The 21,000-nt window shown below is 25.7% G+C and carries 24 protein-coding genes, 1 tRNA gene and 1 riboswitch; of the genes, 14 read left to right on the top strand and 11 right to left on the bottom strand.

Going from position 1 to position 21,000, the window contains the following annotated elements; all coding sequences use genetic code 4:
• The first annotated feature begins 27 nt into the window (after positions 1–27).
• The 3 genes from EXC66_RS00855 to EXC66_RS00845 are packed head-to-tail and all read left to right on the top strand — an operon-like array spanning position 28 to position 2,637.
• A complete protein-coding gene (locus EXC66_RS00855; protein ID WP_006886528.1) occupies positions 28–840 on the top strand; it encodes an energy-coupling factor transporter ATPase in 813 nt (270 codons plus the stop codon).
• Positions 816–1,727, top strand: a complete 912-nt coding sequence (locus EXC66_RS00850) for an energy-coupling factor transporter ATPase (protein ID WP_006886527.1) — start codon at positions 816–818, stop codon at positions 1,725–1,727. Before EXC66_RS00855 ends, EXC66_RS00850 begins: the two co-directional genes overlap by 25 nt.
• Positions 1,720–2,637: an energy-coupling factor transporter transmembrane component T family protein gene (locus tag EXC66_RS00845; protein WP_006886526.1), complete on the top strand. Its 918-nt coding sequence runs from the start codon at positions 1,720–1,722 to the stop codon at positions 2,635–2,637. The genes EXC66_RS00850 and EXC66_RS00845 overlap by 8 nt, the downstream gene beginning before the upstream one ends.
• A gap of 51 nt (positions 2,638–2,688) precedes the next feature.
• On the opposite strand, the gene EXC66_RS00840 is transcribed toward EXC66_RS00845, so the two are convergent.
• From EXC66_RS00840 to EXC66_RS00795, 10 genes are all read right to left on the bottom strand, one after another.
• Positions 2,689–3,375, bottom strand: coding sequence for a ribonuclease HIII (locus tag EXC66_RS00840; RefSeq protein WP_006886525.1), 687 nt, complete (start codon positions 3,373–3,375; stop codon positions 2,689–2,691).
• Positions 3,375–4,295, bottom strand: a complete 921-nt coding sequence (locus EXC66_RS00835) for a Cof-type HAD-IIB family hydrolase (RefSeq protein WP_006886524.1) — start codon at positions 4,293–4,295, stop codon at positions 3,375–3,377. The genes EXC66_RS00840 and EXC66_RS00835 overlap by 1 nt, the downstream gene beginning before the upstream one ends.
• A 118-nt stretch (positions 4,296–4,413) precedes the next feature.
• A tRNA-Ile gene (locus tag EXC66_RS00830) sits at positions 4,414–4,490 on the bottom strand.
• 56 nt (positions 4,491–4,546) lie between these two features.
• On the bottom strand, positions 4,547–4,942 hold the full coding sequence (rpsI, locus tag EXC66_RS00825) for a 30S ribosomal protein S9 (RefSeq protein WP_006886523.1): 396 nt from the start codon (positions 4,940–4,942) through the stop codon (positions 4,547–4,549).
• A gap of 2 nt (positions 4,943–4,944) precedes the next feature.
• Entirely contained in the window at positions 4,945–5,379 is a 435-nt protein-coding gene (rplM, locus tag EXC66_RS00820; protein ID WP_006886522.1) for a 50S ribosomal protein L13, read from the bottom strand.
• A 209-nt stretch (positions 5,380–5,588) separates the two neighbouring features.
• A complete protein-coding gene (locus EXC66_RS00815) occupies positions 5,589–6,812 on the bottom strand; it encodes a cation:proton antiporter domain-containing protein (protein WP_006886521.1) in 1,224 nt (407 codons plus the stop codon).
• Positions 6,813–6,847: 35 nt separating this feature from the next.
• A riboswitch (Fluoride riboswitch) is annotated at positions 6,848–6,923 on the bottom strand.
• 49 nt (positions 6,924–6,972) lie between these two features.
• The gene (locus EXC66_RS00810) at positions 6,973–8,130 is read right to left on the bottom strand and encodes a Cof-type HAD-IIB family hydrolase (protein WP_006886520.1); all 1,158 of its coding nucleotides are present in this window, start codon (positions 8,128–8,130) and stop codon (positions 6,973–6,975) included.
• Between the two features lie 11 nt (positions 8,131–8,141).
• Positions 8,142–9,050 (bottom strand): ROK family protein, encoded by a 909-nt coding sequence (locus tag EXC66_RS00805; RefSeq protein WP_006886519.1) that lies wholly within the window; start codon positions 9,048–9,050, stop codon positions 8,142–8,144.
• 85 nt (positions 9,051–9,135) lie between these two features.
• On the bottom strand, positions 9,136–10,038 hold the full coding sequence (locus EXC66_RS00800) for a restriction endonuclease (protein WP_006886518.1): 903 nt from the start codon (positions 10,036–10,038) through the stop codon (positions 9,136–9,138).
• Positions 10,039–10,366: 328 nt separating this feature from the next.
• A complete protein-coding gene (locus EXC66_RS00795) occupies positions 10,367–11,656 on the bottom strand; it encodes an ATP-binding protein (RefSeq protein ID WP_006886517.1) in 1,290 nt (429 codons plus the stop codon).
• A gap of 268 nt (positions 11,657–11,924) precedes the next feature.
• Here EXC66_RS00795 and secG point away from each other — a divergent pair, with 268 nt between their 5' ends.
• From secG to EXC66_RS04295, 10 genes are all read left to right on the top strand, one after another.
• Complete coding sequence (secG, locus tag EXC66_RS00790) at positions 11,925–12,155, top strand: preprotein translocase subunit SecG (RefSeq protein WP_006886516.1); 231 nt, start codon at positions 11,925–11,927, stop codon at positions 12,153–12,155.
• Between the two features lie 4 nt (positions 12,156–12,159).
• Positions 12,160–14,361 (top strand): ribonuclease R, encoded by a 2,202-nt coding sequence (gene rnr, locus EXC66_RS00785; RefSeq protein WP_006886515.1) that lies wholly within the window; start codon positions 12,160–12,162, stop codon positions 14,359–14,361.
• A 1-nt stretch (position 14,362) separates the two neighbouring features.
• The gene (locus EXC66_RS00780) at positions 14,363–15,154 is read left to right on the top strand and encodes a tRNA1(Val) (adenine(37)-N6)-methyltransferase (RefSeq protein ID WP_006886514.1); all 792 of its coding nucleotides are present in this window, start codon (positions 14,363–14,365) and stop codon (positions 15,152–15,154) included.
• Positions 15,147–16,682, top strand: coding sequence for a methionine--tRNA ligase (metG, locus tag EXC66_RS00775; RefSeq protein ID WP_006886513.1), 1,536 nt, complete (start codon positions 15,147–15,149; stop codon positions 16,680–16,682). Before EXC66_RS00780 ends, metG begins: the two co-directional genes overlap by 8 nt.
• 8 nt (positions 16,683–16,690) lie before the next feature.
• Complete coding sequence (locus EXC66_RS00770) at positions 16,691–16,975, top strand: hypothetical protein (protein ID WP_006886512.1); 285 nt, start codon at positions 16,691–16,693, stop codon at positions 16,973–16,975.
• Between the two features lie 74 nt (positions 16,976–17,049).
• Positions 17,050–17,199 (top strand): 50S ribosomal protein L33, encoded by a 150-nt coding sequence (gene rpmG / locus EXC66_RS00765; RefSeq protein WP_083815535.1) that lies wholly within the window; start codon positions 17,050–17,052, stop codon positions 17,197–17,199.
• 1 nt (position 17,200) lies between these two features.
• A complete protein-coding gene (secE, locus tag EXC66_RS00760; protein ID WP_006886511.1) occupies positions 17,201–17,428 on the top strand; it encodes a preprotein translocase subunit SecE in 228 nt (75 codons plus the stop codon).
• Between the two features lie 13 nt (positions 17,429–17,441).
• Positions 17,442–18,041 (top strand): transcription termination/antitermination protein NusG, encoded by a 600-nt coding sequence (gene nusG / locus EXC66_RS00755; RefSeq protein WP_112579163.1) that lies wholly within the window; start codon positions 17,442–17,444, stop codon positions 18,039–18,041.
• Between the two features lie 530 nt (positions 18,042–18,571).
• Positions 18,572–18,850 (top strand): hypothetical protein, encoded by a 279-nt coding sequence (locus EXC66_RS00750; protein WP_129622308.1) that lies wholly within the window; start codon positions 18,572–18,574, stop codon positions 18,848–18,850.
• Entirely contained in the window at positions 18,844–18,984 is a 141-nt protein-coding gene (locus EXC66_RS04295) for a hypothetical protein (RefSeq protein ID WP_006886507.1), read from the top strand. Before EXC66_RS00750 ends, EXC66_RS04295 begins: the two co-directional genes overlap by 7 nt.
• A 540-nt stretch (positions 18,985–19,524) precedes the next feature.
• On the opposite strand, the gene EXC66_RS04290 is transcribed toward EXC66_RS04295, so the two are convergent.
• Complete coding sequence (locus EXC66_RS04290) at positions 19,525–19,683, bottom strand: hypothetical protein (RefSeq protein WP_158004704.1); 159 nt, start codon at positions 19,681–19,683, stop codon at positions 19,525–19,527.
• A gap of 638 nt (positions 19,684–20,321) precedes the next feature.
• Between EXC66_RS04290 and EXC66_RS00745 the strand changes: the two genes are divergently transcribed.
• Positions 20,322–20,867, top strand: coding sequence for a hypothetical protein (locus EXC66_RS00745; RefSeq protein WP_006886503.1), 546 nt, complete (start codon positions 20,322–20,324; stop codon positions 20,865–20,867).
• Positions 20,868–21,000 lie beyond the last annotated feature (133 nt).

Raw genomic sequence — 21,000 nt, 5'->3', positions numbered from 1 at the left:
TCATAGAATATTGGTATAATAATATCTATGATTGAATTAAAAAATATTACTTTTGGTTATAGCAGTTCATTGCCACCAGTTTTAAAAAATGTTTCATTTAAAATTGAGACTGGTCAATATGTTGCTATTTTAGGACACAATGGGTCAGGTAAGAGCACTTTATCTAAAATAATGTCTGCATTGATCAAACCAAATAGCGGAACTATTAGTGTTGACGGGATAGAGTACTCACGTGAAACGAAGAAAAAAATACGTGAAAAGGTTGGTATCATTTTTCAAAATCCTGATAGTCAATTTATAGGTTCAACTGTGGAAGATGATATTGCCTTTGGGCTTGAAAACAATCAAGTTCCAACTAATGAAATGAGACCGTTAGTTGAAAAATACGCAAATAAGGTTGGAATGTTAAATTACCTTGATCGAGAACCTGAGTTTCTTAGTGGTGGACAAAAACAAAGGGTTGCTATAGCTTCAGTTTTAGCTTTGAACCCAGAAATAATTATTTTTGATGAAGTCACATCAATGTTGGATCCAAAAGGTAAATCAATGGTTTTAGACATTATTAAAGAGCTTCAATCAACAAGGAAAAAGACTTTAATTTCAATCACTCACGACATGGATGAGGCAATTTTAGCAGATTATTGTCTTGTTTTTAGTCAAGGTGAATTAATTGCTCAAGGATCACCTAAAGAAATATTAAATAACAATGAAATTATTGAATTAGCAAAAATCGATTCCCCTTTTATTTTTAAGCTTAGCCAAAAAATTAAGGGTGTTGAAACAACATATGATGAAAAGGAGTTAATTGAACAATTATGCAAATTAAAATCAAAGAATTAACTCACATTTTCAACAAAAAAACACCATTAGTTTTTAAAGCTTTAGATAATGTTTCTGCAAATATTGAACAAGGTGAATATGTTGGCATTATTGGACAAACAGGTTCAGGTAAGACTACATTCATTGAGCACTTAAACGCTTTACTCCTTCCTGATGGTGGAACAATTGAGTGAGTATTTTCCAACACAAAATACGATAAAAAATCAAAAAGCGATGTTTCTTTTATAGATAATATAATCGTGCACTCAAAAACAAAAACTAGACAAATAAAAAAAGCTAAACAACTTAGAAAAAGAGTTGGAGTAGTTTTTCAATTCGCTGAATATCAATTATTCAAAGATAAAATTTGTGATGATATTGCCTTTGGGCCTATTTCATTTGGAATGTCTAAAGAAGAAGCTTATAAAAAAGCAGAACAATACCTAGAACTTGTTGGACTCACTAAAGAATATATGAATAGATCACCATTTGAACTATCCGGAGGTCAAAAAAGAAGGGTAGCTATTGCAGGAATACTAGCTATGGAACCTGATTTTTTAGTAGTAGATGAACCAACTGCAGGATTAGATCCGGTTGGGGTTAAGGAAATTTTAGATATTTTTACTAGATTAAACAATCAGGGAAAAACCATCATTAATGTTTCGCATGACATGGATAATATTTTGAATCACTCAAAAAGATGTCTTTTATTCAAGTCAGGAAAAATTGTTCGCGATGGTGATACCTATGATGTTTTAAGAGACACAAAATTTTTATTAGAAAATGACATGCAACCTCCCAAGTTATTTCAATTTATTGATAAATTAGAAGAAAATGGATTCAAGATTCCTAAAGTTAGAAATATTGATCAATTAGCAGAATATTTAAATGGAGGTAACGATGAATAGTTTATTTGGTCGGTACATTCCTGGAAATTCATTTATGCACAGAATTGATCCAAGAATCAAAATACTTTTTTTAATTTTATATTTTGTTTTATTATTTATTTCAAAATATCTAATTGACTTATTAATTCTAACTATACCAGTAGTTTTAGTTTTTATGATTGCTAATAAAAGAATTTGATCTACCATAAAACTTATTAAATTACCATTTGTAATTTCTGTTTTTATATTGCTTATTAATATTTACTCTATAAAATATGCTGAATCAGGAACATTCAATGAAGTGAATAATGTTTGAGAATTTAATAACATTATTACAAAATACCCAGATTTTAAGGTATTAATTTGACCTGCTAAAGGAATAGCTATCACATATGAAGCTATCACGCTGTCAATTTCACTATTTATTAGAATTTACATAATGATTTTGTTAACTTCATTATTAACTAATACAACTAAACCAATTTTATTAACTAAAGGAATCGAAGGATTACTATACCCATTGAAATTCATCGGTGTTAAAGTACACATCTTTGCAATGATTATTTCAATAGCACTTAGATTTATTCCAACCTTGTTAGATGAAGCAAACAGAATTATGAAAGCTCAATCTAGTCGTGGTGTTGATTTTAAGAACGGGAAACTTAAAGAAAAAGTTATTTCTATGACCACTTTAATAATACCGATATTTGTTTCTGCATTTAATAAAGCAGAAGAACTAAGTAATGCCATGGAAACAAGAGGATATGATCCTTATGCAAAAAGAACAAACTATAGAATACTAAGAATTACTTGAATTGATTTTACTGTTTTAATGGTGATTATAATATTGCTCACTTTAGTGATATTGAACAAATTAGAAACTGCTTGAACATTACCTACATGATACACTTTATACACTAGAATAGGATAAAAGATCAACTTAATGTTGATTTTTTTTAAAAAAGAAAAAAGCAAAAATGCTTTAGATCTTGAAATTTAATTTGCATACATTTTTTAATTTTTTCTCACCATAGATTTGAACAAATTCCTTAACTTTTTCCTTAACTTCATGATTTGCACCTAAAGGAAAAATAAAATTTCACTCTTTTTCTTGCTCTTTCATATACTCAAGTAATTTGTATCTTGCTATTATTGAGGCAGCAGCTACTGATATATGAATTTTTTCAGCTTTAGAAATTAATAAAACATCACAGTCTATATTTTTCAATTCTGCTCAATTATCTTGAACCATTATTTTGTTATGATATTTTAATATAGAGTTGGTTGTTGAATATTTATCAATTATTATTAAATTAGGTTTGGTATCAACTTTATTAATTAGTAGATTAATTGCTTTAATATGACTAAAAAATTTTAATTCATTAGTGTTATATTTCTTAGTTAGTGAATTATAACCAGTTTGAGATAGTTTATAAACACTTGTTTTAATAAGCTTTAAAACATCTGGTGCCATTTTTATTATTTGAATATCACTTAATTCTTTAGAATCTTTAACTCCTAATTTCTTTAGTCTTTCAATGTTTTCTATTGGAACCAGAGCTGCACATGATATTAGAGGTGTAAAATAGTCTCCTACACCTGTTTCGTCAACTCCAATGATATATTTTTGTTCTAAATCTACTTCATGTAATGAATCATAATATCTCATTATTCATCAATCTTAGGATTGTTCATCGCTATTTTCTTTTCTTTACTTCTTTTAATTTCTTTCTCAGGATTATCTAAGAATTTATTGATATATCAACCAACTCCACCTTCTTTATTGGTTTTATTAATTCTTATAGTTGCATACTTTTTAACGCTATTTTCTGCATTTCCCATAGCTACTGAAATATTAGCAACCTTAAACATAGGGACATCGTTAAAACCATCACCTATAGCAACAGTATGATCAACATCTACATCGTAATATCTTATCAACATACTTAGTGTTTTACCTTTATTAGCAGTTATGTTAGTCATATCAAAAACTGGAGTAAGTCCATCACCTTTTGATCAATATGAAAATTCTGCTAAATCACCATAACGGGTCTTTAAATATGTTCTAAGTTCTTCAGGGTTTGTTGTTTTTTTAACATCAAAAATAATTCCTGTTGGCATCAATGGAATTTTATATAAGTCAAGGCCTTCTTTGAATTTAGAAGTTGAAGTAAAACCGAAAACTTTTTCAAGATCAACATCACGATTTTGAAGTTGAACTCAATCTGGTCCTTCAAAAGCAATATTAGTAACTTCGCTTTTAACTTTTTCGTCACCTAATATATATAAAGCTTCATTTAAGTTAAGATATTTAACATAAGGTATAAATGAATCATCATATGGGTGGTGAATGTGAGCACCATTATAGTTTCCTACTACAGTGTCTAGGCCCAATTCATCATAAATAAATTTAGTACTTCTTCAAGGTCTACCTGTCAAAATACATACAACATGACCTTCATCTTTAGCTCTTTTAATCGCAGCTATTGTTTGATCATGAATTTCGCATGTTTCACTTGATTGGAGTGTAGTTCCATCAAGGTCAATAGCGAATAAAAAACGGTCTTTTTTTACATTTTTTTGGTTCATTTTATCTCCTTTTTGTATAAATGTTTAATAATTATATATTATTTTTGCATTTTTGAAAATTGTGGAAAAAACTGGAAATAAAAAATAGCCTTAAGGCTATTTGGTCAACTTAATGAAATGGTGCGAACGAATGGACTTGAACCATCGACCTCACGATTATCAGTCGTGTGCTCTAACCAGCTGAGCTACGCTCGCAAATGTATACCTATTATACCATAAAAAAGTAAAATAGATATAAAATTATTTGAAAATTAACGTTTAGAGAATTGTCTTGCACGACGAGCTGCACGAAGACCTGGTTTTTTACGTTCTTTAGCACGTGCATCTCTAGTTAACATACCAGTAGCTTTTAATTTTCCACGGTAATCTTCACTAGCTTCAAGTAATGCTCTAGCGATTCCAAGACGAATAGCACCAGCTTGTCCATTTAATCCACCACCAGCAACTTTAACACTAACATCAAATTGTCCAGTTGTTTCTGTAAAAACAAATGGTTGGCTAGCATCTTTTAAATATAATTCAGATGTTAAATATTCTAAAGCTTCACGACCATTGATAACAAATTTACCTTTACCTGGTCTTAAAATTACACGAGCTACTGAAGATTTTCTTCTTCCTAATCCACGATATTCTAATGATTTAGCCATAATTATTTAACCTCAATTCTAACTGGTTGTTGTGCTTCATGTTTGTGTTCTGGTCCTGCGTACACAAAAAGATTACGACGTTGTTTGTCACCTAATTTTGTGTGTGGAATCATTCCGTGAACAGCTTTTTCAACTAATGCTGTTGGTTTTTTAGCTCTTAATTTAGCTGCAGTGATTGATTTTAATCCGCCCATGTATCCTGAGTGTGAGTAGTAAACTTTATCATCTTCTTTCTTAGCTGTTAAAACAACTTTTTCTGCGTTTACAACAATAACATAATCACCCATATCTGCATTAGGTGTAAATGTAGGTTTGTTTTTTCCTCTTAAAATTGTAGCAACTTGTGCTGCTAAACGACCAAGAACTTGACCTTCAGCATCGATTACAAATCACTTTTTATCAGCATTTTCTTTATTTACGATTGTAGTTTGTCTCATTGCTTCTCCTTTTACGTTAATTTTAATTTCAATAAGTATATGTTATTAAATGCTTTAGAATTATACCATAAAAATTTTTTTAAATAATAAAACATAATAATGGTAAAAAACCGCATTATAAACATCAATTTATAATAATCAATGTTAATATAAATGTTCTTTAATTCTACACTATTTTTTACATATTAGTATTTTTTGATAGATATTATTTATATATTTCATTTAGAAATGTTTTTTGGAGTGATTAATAATCTTTTAGAACTAAAATCAATTAAAAAGGCAAAAAGAGGTGCTGTAATTAAAATACTTAATATTGAAGTGGCTAATATAACACCATTAGGGTCAACTCCTTTACTTTGTGCAACACTACCAATTGAAGCTTGAACTGTAGCTTTAGGCATGAAAGCAATGACACAAAAGATTCTTTCTTTAATATTTAAATTAGTATTGATAAAACATAAATATACTGCAATTGCTCTAAAAAATAAACCAATAAAGATTGTTAAAATCATTTGTAATATATTTGAGTTTAATGTCTTAATTTGAAGCTTAGCACCTACTAAAACAAATAAAATAATCTCAAATACTATCCAAAGATAATTAAAAGTGTCGCTAGTTTCTTTTACTTTTTCTTTATTAATAATAAAAATTGTTATATTAAACACTAGCACAGAAATCAAAGCATTATAACTAAATGAATTTCAATTCATTTGATTTATTAAATATTCAAAATATAAAAATAGTACATTAATGCCAAAAATTAAGATAACTTTTAAGACTTTTTCTTTTGTTAAGAACACAAAAAGTTTACCAACAAAAATTCCAAAAACAACTCCAACAACAATACCTGTAATTAAACTTGTTGGGATTTTTAATAAACTAAGTGCTGAGAAGCTACTGCTTGTCGCAATATTTAAGAAACTATAAAATAATACAATTACATAAATATCATCAAACGAAGCACCGGCTAAAATAACCTGCGGAATTTGTTTGTCAGTTCCGATATTTTTATTAATTAAATTAATCATTCTGGGTGATACCACAGCAGGAGAAACTGCCGATAGAACTGCTCCAAGCATTGCTGATTCAACAAAGCTTATTCCTAATAAAAAATGTCCAATTACTGTAATAGCAGCTATCTCAAAACTAGCTGGTAAAAAACACATTAAAATTGCACTATGACCAATTTTAAGTAATTTTTTAATATCTAAATTTAGTCCACTTCTAGTTAAAATTATAACCAAGGCAATTTGTCTAAATTGATCTGAAAGATCTAACATCTGCTTACTAATTAAATTTAACATGTACGGTCCAATAATGATTCCAAATAATATCATTCCAGCTAAACCTGGAATTTTAATTTTTGATAAAATTCAACCAATTATAAAACCCAGAAGAATTATTATTCCTAATGAAAATATAAATCCACTCATTTCTACCTCCTTATAAATAAAACGCCTACGACAAAAAAGTCGTAGACGTCATTAGCATTAAAAATGCGGTTTGTTTAATCCAACAGGGAGAACATCATTCCCGTTATTATTTTACAACTATTTTTAAACATGTTAATTTAATAAACTTAAATTCGATAATTTATTTTGAATATTTTTCAATAAAATCATTTATTCAAGGTTCATCATTACTTTTGGTTTGAAGAACTGCAGCACTTTTTACTTCGCTAGAAGCTTCTTTCATCGCTACAGAGAATTTGGTTACATCAAAGTTGCTAATGTCATTATCTGCATCACCAAAGGAAATTGTTCTATTTATATCTAAATTTAATTCTTTAAGTAGAAATTTAAGTCCATTTCCTTTAGATGCTTTTTTGCTTTGAATATCCACCATATTTCACTGAGATTGAACTATGTACGAACCTTTACACTCACTCATAAAATCAAATACTGAATTTAGTATTCTTTGTGAGTTACTTGTGGTTATAACTAAAAATTTAGTAACATCATAGTTGTCTATTTGATCTATAAAATAACCTTCTTGGTAAAATTCTGGTATTCTTGTCTTGTAATTTGACTTCACAAAAAAATCAGTTTTATTTGCATTATTACCTAAAATTCCAACTGTTGTATAAACTAAAAAATCATATTCTAATTCATGTAAAAATCTATAAATTAATTTAGCTTCATCTTTTGGTATTGATTCGAAATGTAACATTTTTTTATTCTTGTGATCATAAATCATTGAACCATTAGCTGTGATGATAGGTAAATCAGTACCAATATGAGGAATTCAATCAAAAGCTGTATAATGAGGACGCCCAGTTGCAACAATAATATTTTTATTTAATGATTTAAGCTTTGCAAAAGCCTCCTTATTTTCGTTACTTACTAGTCCTTTAGAGTTTAGGCTTGTTCCATCCATATCAAAAATGAAAGTGTCAACTAAATCAAAACTAAAATTAACTATATTAAAGTGGATGGCAATAACTCCTCATTCATCCTGTTTTTCTCTAGAATAAAAGTATAGCATATCATTTGGATTAGCTTCTTCAGCACAATCATATCCAAGTAAAATAGGATCCTCGCATTTATATAACTCGTCAAAATTCTTATACTTATTAATTTTCGTGATTTCAATTAGTTGAATATCTTTGTTATCATCAATATTTTCAAGTTTAAGAACCATTCCTTCTTTTAAGTTATGTCTACGAGGATCATTTAACCTCATCTCTATAGTTTTTTTACCTTCTCTAATTTTTTTAAGAAATTTCTCTTGAATAAATAATTTTCTAATCATACTAACCTCTATTATTTTTCAGCAAATTTAGATTTAATTAAATAATTTAGTCCGAATAGAGCTGAATCATCACCATTTTTATCAAAAACAAATTTAACATTGTTAAATTGATTTTCTTCAGTTCAACTTCTTGCTCTTTGTATTGCTTCTTCAACAAATCATTTATTAAATTCAGTTACTGATCCACCAAATGATATTAAATTTGGATTAACAAAAGCAATTGAAATTGAAATTAATCTAGCAAGAACTTCAATTCCTTCAGAAATAATTTTATAAGCAACATTATCATTTTTAGCTAGGTAAGCATCACAAATTTCCTTAGTTGTTTTCTTCAAGTTTGTTGCTTTTTCATATCTTAGTGAAAATCCAGTTCCAGAGCAAAATAATTCAAGTGAGTACTCTGGCAGATGGAATCCAGGTTCTGATATAGGGGCAATTGGTGCTCTAGCAATTTCTTGAGCTAGGTATTTAGAACCAGTAAAAATTTTGTTATTTAATACTAAACCAGCACCTAAACCGGTTGAAATGGTAAAAAATTGAGTAATATCGTTCATCCCTTGATTAAATTCTACATGATTTGAAAGAGCCATAACATTAGCATCATTTTCAAATGCAATTTCTGAAATATTAGAATGTTCTAAAATATATTTTTTTATATCCTTACCATTTCATCCTTGTAAATTCGGACTAGTTAAAATAATCCCATTTTCATAATCAGCAGGTCCTGGAATACAAATACCAACACCAGAGATATTGTATTCATTAAGTAAGTCACAAATTTTATTTAATGTTTTTTTATAATCATTTTGATCAGTTGAGAATCTTATTTTTTTAATAATTTTATCATTCTCAAAAATCGCAAATCTTGTATTAGTTCCACCAATATCAATTGAGGCAAATTTTAATGTATTATTTTTCATATTTAAATTTTATATTAATAAATGTTTTTTGTTAGTTTTAATATTTTTTATAAAATCATAATTCATATACAAATATAAACTTCTTTTAGTTGTTATTCATGTCTTTTTTACTAATTCACTTATCAGGATTAAATTCTGGTATTTTATAGTTCATATGGTACTTTTTAGAATCTCATTCAATGCATTTTTCATACACATCAATTTTCGTATTTTCATAATTAAATTGTCTATGATATTTAACTCAATTTGATATTGAATTATCAGTCTTATTGCTATATATAAAAACAATTTCTAATTTTTCATATTTACTTAAATCTCCTTTTTTGCGATCTATAAAATATTTCTTTCAAATTGAATCTGCAAAAAAAGCTCTTATATCTTTTTGATTTGGTTCATTTGAATGATTTTTACATTGTATAAAAATTAATGTATCTTTATTTTTAGCAATTAAATCAATTCCATTATCTTTTTCCCTTAATAAGGCATTTCATTTTACTTCATAACCTAATTCGATATATTCGTTAATTATTTGATATTCAAAAACCATTCCCTTCTTATAATTGTCTTCATCATTGACTTGTTTATTATCTTTATTATCGTTTGATTTAGTAGAATATTTATCACAATAATTTAATAAAACATCATTAATATCTATTTTATTAGTCTCTTTATAAAAATGAAAAGGAAATTTTTTAATTAAATAAATGTCAAAAAATATGATATTTAAAGGAATTGATGGAATAAATAAGAAAACCATCGATAAACTAAAACTATTGTATTTAACAATACAAATAAATATTATTAAATGAAAAAATACGAAAAATGCAAGAAATATAATATCTAGTTTATTTAATTTAAATTTTGTAATAATATCATTACCATTTTTTAATTTTATTAAAATTCCAATGAAGACTATAGTCATTATCAATCCACAAATAAAATGTGAAAAAATAATTTTCTTCAGATGTTTTTCGATAAGTTTTTTCATATTTTTAATTCCTTTCAATAATTAAAAATAAATATCTTTATATATGAAATCGTTCAATGTCTAAAATTCTGTTAAATTTGTATAGATACTTAATTAAACATATTATAAACATATACATAAACTATATAAGAGGAAGTGTAATAGAACATTGAAGCATTGTTTGTATTAAATAAACTCTTATCTGTATAACAACTTTTACATTTAAGGGAACAAGTTTTTAGATATTACAATGTAAAATCTTAAAATGAAACACAAAAGTTTAAAGAGGCTTTTTTTAACTTGTTTAAAATATGTATGAAAATAAATAAACATTTAGTTAATAAAATAACTAATCAAAAAATTTATCATCTAACAAGAAATCTTTTACTCCTACATAATATATTCCTAATTCGTCATATCGAGGAATAATATTATCTTTTACAATAATGATTTTCTTGAATGAATCATCAATTTTTCTTAGTGAATTTCTCTCTTGTTCAATTTTTTCTTGGTTATTTAGTGCAAAAGCAGATTGAATATAATATCTTTTATTTCCTTTATTTATAACAAAGTCAATTTCTAATGTTTTTCTTTCTGTTTTACCATCAATTTTTCTAAATGATTCAACTACACCAACATCAACATTAAACCCACGTCTTAATAAATCATTGAAAATAATATTTTCCATCAGGTGAGTTTCTTCAACTTGTCTGAAGTTTAATAGTGCATTTCTAAGACCTATATCAGCAAAATAATATTTATTAGGTGTAGAAAAATATTTAGAACCTTTAATGTCATATCTTTTAGCACAATACAAGACGTAAGACTCTTCAAAATAACTTAAATAGTTAAAAATAGTATTATTTGAAATGTTGACTTTTTGTTCAGAAGCAAATCTATTAGATAATTTATTTGGGTTAGTTAATGATCCTACTGAAGAAGAAACAAAGTTTAATAAAATATCTAAATTTTGAGCTTCATTATTTATTTTATTTCTTTCAATTACATCCTTAATGTAAGTTTCATCAAACAAATTTTTAAGATATTGGCTCTTTTCTTCAAAAGTTTCTAGTTGTAAAACATAAGGCATTCCACCATAGAGGACATATTCTTCTCATGCAATATTTTTATCATAATAAAATGAAGAAAATTCACTAAAAGATAGAGGGAAAACGTGAATTTCATCTCCACGATCTCTAAATTGAGTTAAAACATTTTTTGAAAGCATTTTTGAGTTGTTTCCAGTTACATAAATATCTAATCTTTTATCCTTCATTAAGGATAATAAAATATCAACAAATGTAATTTTTTCTTCACTATATTTAAGATAAGGATTATCAACTTCTGTACAAAATTGAATTTCATCAATAAAAATGTAATATTTTTTATCATCATTAATTTTACTTTTAATAAAATCATTTAACTTAAATGGATCACGATATTCTAAGAAATCGATATTATCAAGTGCGATCTCGATTATTTGCTCATCAGTTATATTATTTTGTAACAAATAATTTTTATAAAGATCAAAAAGTAAAAATGATTTCCCACATCTTCTAATCCCTGTTATAACTTTAATTCTTCCATTATCTTTTTTTCTAATTAATTTATCTAAATATTGCTTTCTTTCAATAATCATTTTACACTCCACGAATAATTTCTGTGTCTAGACACACTTTTTATTCATATAAATTCTACCATAATTGTAAATAATTAAATAAAAGACGAATAATTTCTGTGTATAGACACAATTTTTATTCCTAACCAAAATCGAAAACTAAAGCAATCTTAAGAAAACACAAAAATACTCAATTTTTAAATCAAAAACTCTCATATATAATATAAATGAATAAGTTTTAATATGGATAAAAAAGTGTAAAATTTAAAAATACTTGAATAGGAGGAAAATGTTAATTTTAACTATTGTTTTATTAATTATTTCAGTAATTATTATAATAATTTCATTTATTATGTCACCTGATTCTAATGCCTTTTCTGGAGCTTTAGTTGGTTCTGGAGATTTAGAGTTATTTAAAACTTCAAAGGAGAGAGGGTTTAAGAAAATTCTTAAATATTCAATGTTTGGTTTTGGTATTCTTTTACTTTTAGCAAGCATTTTAATTAGAATTTTCTTATAGTTTTATGGATAAAAAAAATATTAAAACTGAAATTTTTGAGATTATTAACAAATTTGGACCAATTAATTTTGTTCAATTAGTTAGAAAATTAAAATTTTTGCCTAGTGAAAATAAAAATGTAAGTAAAGCTTTGATCGAGCTTGAAGCTGAATTAAAAATATTTAAGAATTGAGACGGTGAATATTACACACCGATTTTACATGATGAATTTGATGGAGTTTTAAAAATTAATTCAACTGGGAAATTCGGTTTTGTAACTGAATTAAATGAAAATGAGTTAATTCCAGCAGAAGAAATTCGTGACTGTTTTGTTGCCAAGTATTTTTTTAATAGCGCAATGCATGATGACTTAGTTCACGTTAAAGTTTTCTTCGAAGATAAAACTAAAGAAAAAACTTTTGGTGTAATTACTAATATTATTGAGCGTAAAACTGAAGAATTAATAGGTTTTTTAGTTTCAAAAAACTCTTTTGTAGATTTTAAACCACTTGATAATAAATTTAATAACGCTAAATATCGTATTTCTGATGTTAAAGTTAACGCTAAAATTAATGATTTAGTTATTGCCAAAATTTCTAAAATCCAAGGTGATTTTATTTATGTAACTATTGAAGAAATTATCACAAATAAGACTGATCCAAAAGTTTTTTTTAAAGCTTTTTTAGAAAAAGTTAAAGTTCCTAAAGAATTTAGCTCAGTTATGGATAGTGAGCTAAAAGAAATTCCTAAAAGTATTGAAAATGAAAACTTTGAAAATAGAATCGATCTTAGAAATGAACTAATTGTTACAATTGATGGTGATGATACTAAAGATTTTGATGACGCAGTTAATGTTAAAAGGTTAGAAAACGGAAATTATCTTCTTGGAGTGCACATTGCTGACGTTTCATATTACGTTACCGAAAACTCTGAAATTGACAAAGAAGCCTTGAAAAGAGGAACAAGTATCTACCTTGCTGACAGAGTTATTCCAATGCTACCTTTTGAACTTTCTAATGGAATTTGTTCATTAAATCCACATGAAGATAGATTTGCAATTAGTGCCTTAATGGAAATTGATAGAAACGGAAATAATGTTAAAACTGAAATTTTTCCATCAATAATCCAAAGTAAATATCGTTTAACATACAAACAAGTTAACAAGTTTTTGGAAGAGAAAACTTTATTAAATGAGAATGTAGAATTAACAAATATGATCAATCTTTCATATGAACTTTCAAAAATTCTTCACGAATACAAAACTAGGCAAGGTTACATTGATTTTGAAATTGAAGAACCAAAAATTTATCTTAACGAAGATGGGACAGTAAAAGATATTGTTGTTGGTGAACGGGGAGTTTCTGAAGTATTAATTGAAGATTTTATGGTTAGAGCTAACGAACAAGTTGCTGAATTTTTAACAAGTAAAAAACTTCCAGTTATGTATCGTGTTCATGATGCACCTGACGAAGAAAAACTATCAAACTTAGAGAATGTTTTAAATGTGTTAGATATACCATTTAAAAAACCTCAGGGAATTTTAGACCCAATAAAATTTGCACAAATCGCTACTGAAATTAAAAAATATAAATATGATGAATTCATAAAACTTTTATTCTTAAGGACAATGCAAAAAGCTAAATATACTTCAATAAATATTGGACACTTTGGTTTGGCAAGCGAATTTTATTGCCACTTTACTAGCCCAATTCGTAGATATCCAGATTTAATGATTCACAGAATTTTAAGAGAATTAGTGTTTAATAAAAATATGGATAAATTAAGTCATTTTAATGACATTATCGAAGGAATTGCAAATCAAAACTCTTCAATGGAGCAATCAAGCGTTGATATTGAACGTAATTCAAATGATTTATTTTATGCTGAATATTTTAAGAATAAAATCGGTCAAAAATTTCATGCTCAAATTATTAGTGTTACTAAATTTGGAATGTTTATTGAATTTCCAAATAAAACTGATGCACTTGTTCACAAAAGCACATTACTTGACGGCGAATATGAAGCTAATGAAACTATGACTGTTTTAGCTTCAAGTAATAGAAAATTCAAAATTGGACAATTTATTGACGTTATAGTTACTGGAGTTGACTTAGTTGAAGGAAAAGTTGATGCGGTTCTAGAAGAATTTTATAACGATTTTCTAAACAATGATAAAAATAAAAAGAACTTTAGAAGCGTAAAAAGTGAACAAATAAGAAAGAATTAAAATGCAAAATATTGACAAAAATTGAGAAATTAATTCGCTTGGTTTTGATTCAAATTTATATGTTTACCAAGACAAAACAATGTTTAATTATTCGGTAGATACAATTTTATTAGGTAATTTTGTTCAATTAAATAATAAAACTTCCACTTTACTAGAAATTGGTACTAATAATGGTGCATTATCAATTTTTCTAGCAGCTAGACACAAAAATATGCAAATCACTGCTTTAGAAATTCAAACAAAAGCTTGTGAACTAGCTAAAATTAATATTGCTAAAAACAATATGGAGGAACAAATAAGTGTTGTAAATCAAGACTTTAACATTTTTTGAAAAGAATGAAATAAAACTGTTAATAAAAAGTTCCAAGTTATTGTATGTAATCCTCCATTTTATCCATATGATAAAACTAAAGCTAGCAGTAAAATTTCAGTTGAAAAACTAATTGCAACACACGAAATTCACTTAAATTTAGAGCAAATCATTAAAGGTTCATCAAAATTACTCGAACAAAAAGGATATTTAAATTTAGTTATACCTGTTGAAAGACTTGTTGATTGTTTTCAATACATGCGTAATTACAACATCGAACCAAAAAGAGTTCAATTCATCATTCCGAGAATTCAAGATAAACCAAAATTAGTTCTAATTGAAGGTAGAATGAACGCAGGTTGAGGAGTTCATTTCTTACCAAATTTATATTTGCACAGTTCAGAAGATAAAAACTCACATGAATATTTACCAGAAATAAAAGAATTATATAAGCCAAAAATTGTAGGAGAAAATAATGAATAAAAAAACTTGTTATATTACTACACCTATTTACTATGCTTCAGGAAATTTACACATCGGACATCTTTATACAACAACAGTTGCTTGAGTGTTAGCAAATTACAAAAAACTTCAAGGTTATGATGTTAAATTAATTACAGGTTCAGATGAACATGGACAAAAAATTTATGAAAAGGCACTTGAACAAAAATTAAGTCCTCAAGAATTTGTTAATCAAAAATCTGAACTATTTAAAAAACTATGAAGTGATTTTAAAATTGATATTGACTTTATCAGAACAACAGATAAAAAACATGAAGAAGTAGTAAATAAAATTTTTGACTTTTTTGTCGAAAAAGGACTTATTTACAAAGATAAATATGATGGTTTATATTCAGTTAGTGATGAAGAATTTCTAACACCAACACAAGCAATTCTTAAAGAAGATGGTAATTATTATCACCCTGAAAGTGGACATAAATTAATAAATGTTTCGGAGGAAAGTTATTTCTTTAAAATGAATCAATTTAATCAATGAATCATTGATTACATTGAAGAAAATCCTGAATTTTTAGCACCTAAAAAATCAGTAAATGAGATGCAAAATAACTTCTTAAAAAATCTAAACAACCTTTCGGTAACTAGAACTAATGTTGATTGGGGAATTAAATCAAATAAAGACCCAAAACATACTATTTATGTTTGATTAGATGCTTTATGCAGTTATATAACAGCTTTAGGATTTGATTTTAAAAATTCTTCAGAAGAGTTTGATAAATATTGAAAAAATGGAGATGAAATTATTCATCTTTTAGGAAAAGAAATTGCTAGATTTCACTTTGTTTACTGACCGATTTTTATTAAGGGACTTAACTTACGTCAACCAAGTAGAATTCAAAGTCACGGTTGAATCGTAACTCCTACCGGAAAAATGAGTAAATCTAAAAATAATGTAGTAGACCCATATGATTTACTAAATAAATACCACCATGAAATGATAAAATATTATTTTACTAGTCAAATCGCACTTGGTGAAGATGGTATTTATGATGAACAAAGATTTAAAGATGTTATTAATGCAGATTTAATCAATAATTACGGAAATTTAGTTTCACGTACATTGACAATGATTTCAAATTCGTTTGATAGACCGCTTAAATATTCTCAAACCAATGAAGAAATTCATGAAGAAATTGAAAACAAAATTATCAACAGTAAAGATAAATACATTCAATATTTTGATAATTTGGAAATCGATAAGGCTCTAAAAACTGCCATTGAACTCTCGAGCGAATTAAATAAATACATTGATTTAACTAAACCATGAACACTTAAAGAAAATAAAGATGAACTAGAAAAAGTTTTGATTAGACTACTAAATGGAATTTATGCTGTGTCAACATATCTTTCAGTAGTATTACCTGAAAAAATCAATGATGTTTCTCAACAATTATCAAATATCGAATTTTCACTTAAAAACATTGAAAATTTCTCTAAATTTGATAACATACATACGGAAAGAAAATTTATTTTCTTTGAAAGACTAAAATAGGAGACTAAATGATATACTCTAAAGCTACCAAATACATTGTAAAAGAGGAAAAATTAAAAGGTTTTGTAGACTATTTATACGTTTTTGTTAAAAGAGCTAGAATGGAAACGCAAAATCTATCATTTGAATATGGACTTAATTTATCTAAAGAAATTATTGTTCTTGAAAGATGAAGTTCACAAAAAGACTCAGATTTTTTTGAGAAAAAAGAAGAAATAAAAAAAGAACTTGATACCTTATCAAAAATGGCAACAAAAACTGAAATACTTTACTCTCTAGATACAATTAGATAGTTTTTGATTTTTTATCTAAAACAACTCAAAATATAAATACATAATGAGTTATTTTTTATATAATTAAATAACATATGAGCAAACAAAAAATTACACTTTCTTGTTCAATTTGCAGGAGAAAAAATTACCAAACAAATAAAAGTAGCGGTAATTTAGAGCGAATTGTTATTAACAAACACTGCACAAATTGCAAGACTCACACAGAACATAGAGAAGAGAAATAATATGAAAGAACAGCAACAAAAACAAATCAAAATTAAGAAAACTAGAAATAAAAAATATCTTTTAAGAAAAACCATTAAAGAAATTAAAAGAGTTAGATGACCTGATAAATCAAAAAATATTTCTTCAATGACTCAAATTATTATTTTTAGCATAGTGTTTATGATTTTTGCGTTTGCTGTTTCGATCGCATTTACTTATTTATGAAATTACTTTGGTATTGGAATTTAGAATAGGAGAATTTATGAGAAAAATGAATTGATACATGATTTCAACAATTTCCGGAAAGGAAAATGTTGTTATCGAAGCTCTTGCTAACCGTATTATAGCTGAGCAAGTTGATGGAGACTTCGATCCTGAAGCTACTGAAAACGGGCCTTTTAAAATTTTTCAAAAACCTGTTTTAACTCCAAAGGAATTAGAGAAAAAAAGAGAGGGTAAAGATTATAAAATCAAATGAGTAAATATGTATCCAGGTTACATATTTATAAAAATGGATATGACCGATAGAGCTTGATTTGTTATCCGTAACACTCAATATGTTACAGGTCTTATCGGTTCATCAGGTAAAGGAGCAAAACCTACTCCAGTTACTGAAAGAGAAATTAGAAAATCATTACAACGTGAAAAAATGGCTTTAGAAGAATTTAACCAAGGTAAATACTTTGTTACATTTAAAGTTGGAGATGTTGTTGAAATTATCGAAGGACCTTATACAGGTGAAAGAGGAATTGTGCAAGAAATTTCTGACAACTCTTTAAGTGCAGTTATTGAAATTGAAAGTTTTGGTAAAAAAGTTCCTGTAACAATTAGTTGTTCTTCACTTCAAGTTGATGAATTATAATAATTTAGACATAGACTTACGTCTATGTTTATATTTAAAATGAACTTTTAGAAAAATTACAATCACTGAAATTGGTAAAATCAAGATTGTATTAATTAATACTAATTAATTTAGCGGTTAACCGCTTTTTTAATATGATTATTACTATTTGAAATTTCAATAAATATAAATACATAATTTTGTTGAGTTTTTATTTTGTATTTATTTTTATACAACATAATCTCAATATTACTAAAATCCAAATATTAATTTGAAACTGATTTATACATAAAGATATAAACAAGTATGAAGAATATATATAATGATTTTATAAAAAATATAACCGATAATAACTTAGTTTTAACTTGTAGTTATTTATATAACATGAATTTTAAGAAAAATAAATTTAAATTTAACGATATTGATTTTATTTCTTTAGGTAATCATAAATTTATAGATTTTTCAAAAGATCCCAACATTGAATGGTTTTTAATGATAATTTTGTAACAAAAGCCATATTGAAAGATTATTTGAATTTTGAAATAATATATATGAGTTTAATTCCTAAAAAGTATGTTAAGGAAATAGATGGAATTAAATTAGTTAAGAAAAATTGAACATTTATAAGCGAAATTATTCAACTGATATGTTTAATTTTAGATAACACTATAGAAGAAAAGATAAATAAAGTTTTTAACGATTTGTCGCTAATGTATAACGATCACTATATTAAATTATTAAGTTTAAACAAGAGAAAATTAATGCAAATTGCAGATATTGTTTTAATTTCTTCATCATTTTTTGATTTTACAAGCCAAGCAGTTTGTTAACAGTTGATAATATCGGAACAGAATGATTTAATATAAAGAAAAAAGTAACTGAACTTGTATCTAATAGTAATAACAAAAGAATAATTAAAATAATTGAAACGATTTTAACAATACTAAATGAATTGATTTATTAGACAAAATTAAAGTATTTATAAATAATAGAAAATCTTTTATTGAAAAATATTATTTATTTAATGAAAATATGTTTTTAAAAATTGATGAATTCAAGCAAGATTTTGATAATTACGAACAATTAGAAAATATATTAGTAGTTTCAAATTAAATTTTGATAAATATAAACATTGCAAAATATTTTTAGATACTTTTGATGATAAATTAGAATCATCAATAGATATAAGAAAAATGATGTTTTTAACATTATTCGCTGCAAAATAACTTCATGAATTGTAAAACATACAAATATAGGGAATATGAAAATATTTCTAATTATTTAAACTTTATAATATAATCAAAATATATATAAGTTTAATAATTTATATTAAACAGAAAGAGGCAATGTGAACACAACTATAGAAACAATTAACAAAAAAGAAATATTTGAAGATTACAAAAAGTTCAAATCAATTGAAGATAATATGAAAGGAACTTTGGTGGGTACTAATGATAACAAATGATAAACAAGTGAAATGAGCTATTCTAAGTAAGTTAATTTTTTACCCAATTATAGTAATTTCTGCAATAATTTTAATTATTTTTACATTATTAAAATTGAATTTTAATAATGAATACAATGCTAACCAATTTTGACCAAATTTATTTTTAGTTCTAATTTTAGCTTCAGCTATAGCTTGATTTAGTTTTAGAACTTTCATTAACATTAAACTTGTTATTTATAGTAAAAAAATAAAATCATATTAGGCAATCAAGAGTTCTCAAATTTATATTTAACAAATAATTTTAAGAAATTTGTACAAAATCAAAAATTTTTAGTACCCAAGCTTGTTTTATTTATTCTGTTTTTTATACTATGATTAAGCCCTATTACAGTTTTTCTTATTATTTTAAGTTTAAAAATTCCATTTTATTTAATTCTTTTTATTTTATCATTTGTTTTTTGATTATTGACAATTAAGAAAATAAATAAATTAATAACATTAATTGTAGCTAAGGAAAATATCAATATATCTTCTAAAATTGAAAAAATAAAGAAATATTATATTTATTCAAATTTGAAATTTAATAATATTAAAAAATTAAAATTATCAAATATATAAAAAAGATAACTAAATTTCAAAATAAACATATCAAAATATTTAAATAAAAATTTAAAACTAGAATACAAAAATAGTTAGTATTATTCACCTATTTTTTGTGTTCTGGTTTACTTTTTACGTCTGTTTTGTCATTACATTTTAAATTTTAATTATTACTAATATGAAAATGCTACGAAACGTATGTTGAATAAAAAAATTAATGTAAATAATCTTTACAAGATTTAATAGGGAGGAAAATGTTTTTGACTAAAGATAAAAAGGCAACAATATTAAAATTAATATTTGTTTGTGTTATGTTACTAATATTTGCATTAACCTTGATTTTAAGTTTAATTAGCAATAAAATTGACTTTCATCAACCAATAAAAACATGACTTGCGCTTGTTGTAGCATACACAATTAACTTTATAGTATTAATCTGATTAATTCTAATTCAAGTTTGTTTATTGAACATGATACAAAAAGGTAAAAATATAGGTTTAGCATTTAAATTGTGAAAATTTTTAACATTCAATAGCAATAAAAAATGTGATAATGATGAAGAAATATTAAATAGCTCTATTAATACCAATGAGTCGTTTGCAAATTATGTTCAAAGTAAAAGAAATGTAATTTTATTAATTGTTATGTGTGTAATTTGAATTCTAACAAGCATAGGAAGTGATATTAAAAATTGAAGAACTTTATTTTCTGTAAATTCAACTTTTGACATTTTTAGAATTATTTTATGAACTACATCCGTAATCACAAATTGAATTTGAATTTATTTCAACATTTATTAAAAATATGATTGTATATCTTGCTAAAAATACTATTAATAACGAAGAAAAACTCACTAAATACAAAGAAAAATATTTAAAATTATCATTAAGAAAATAAATATGATTTAATAGACAGTATAAAAGTAAAATTACA

This window comes from Mycoplasmopsis anatis (genome assembly GCF_900660655.1).
GTDB classification, from domain to species: Bacteria; Bacillota_I; Bacilli_A; order Mycoplasmatales; family Metamycoplasmataceae; genus Mycoplasmopsis; species Mycoplasmopsis anatis.
Note: the sequence above shows the minus strand (reverse complement) of the source record. Positions and strands in the feature narration are given on the sequence as shown.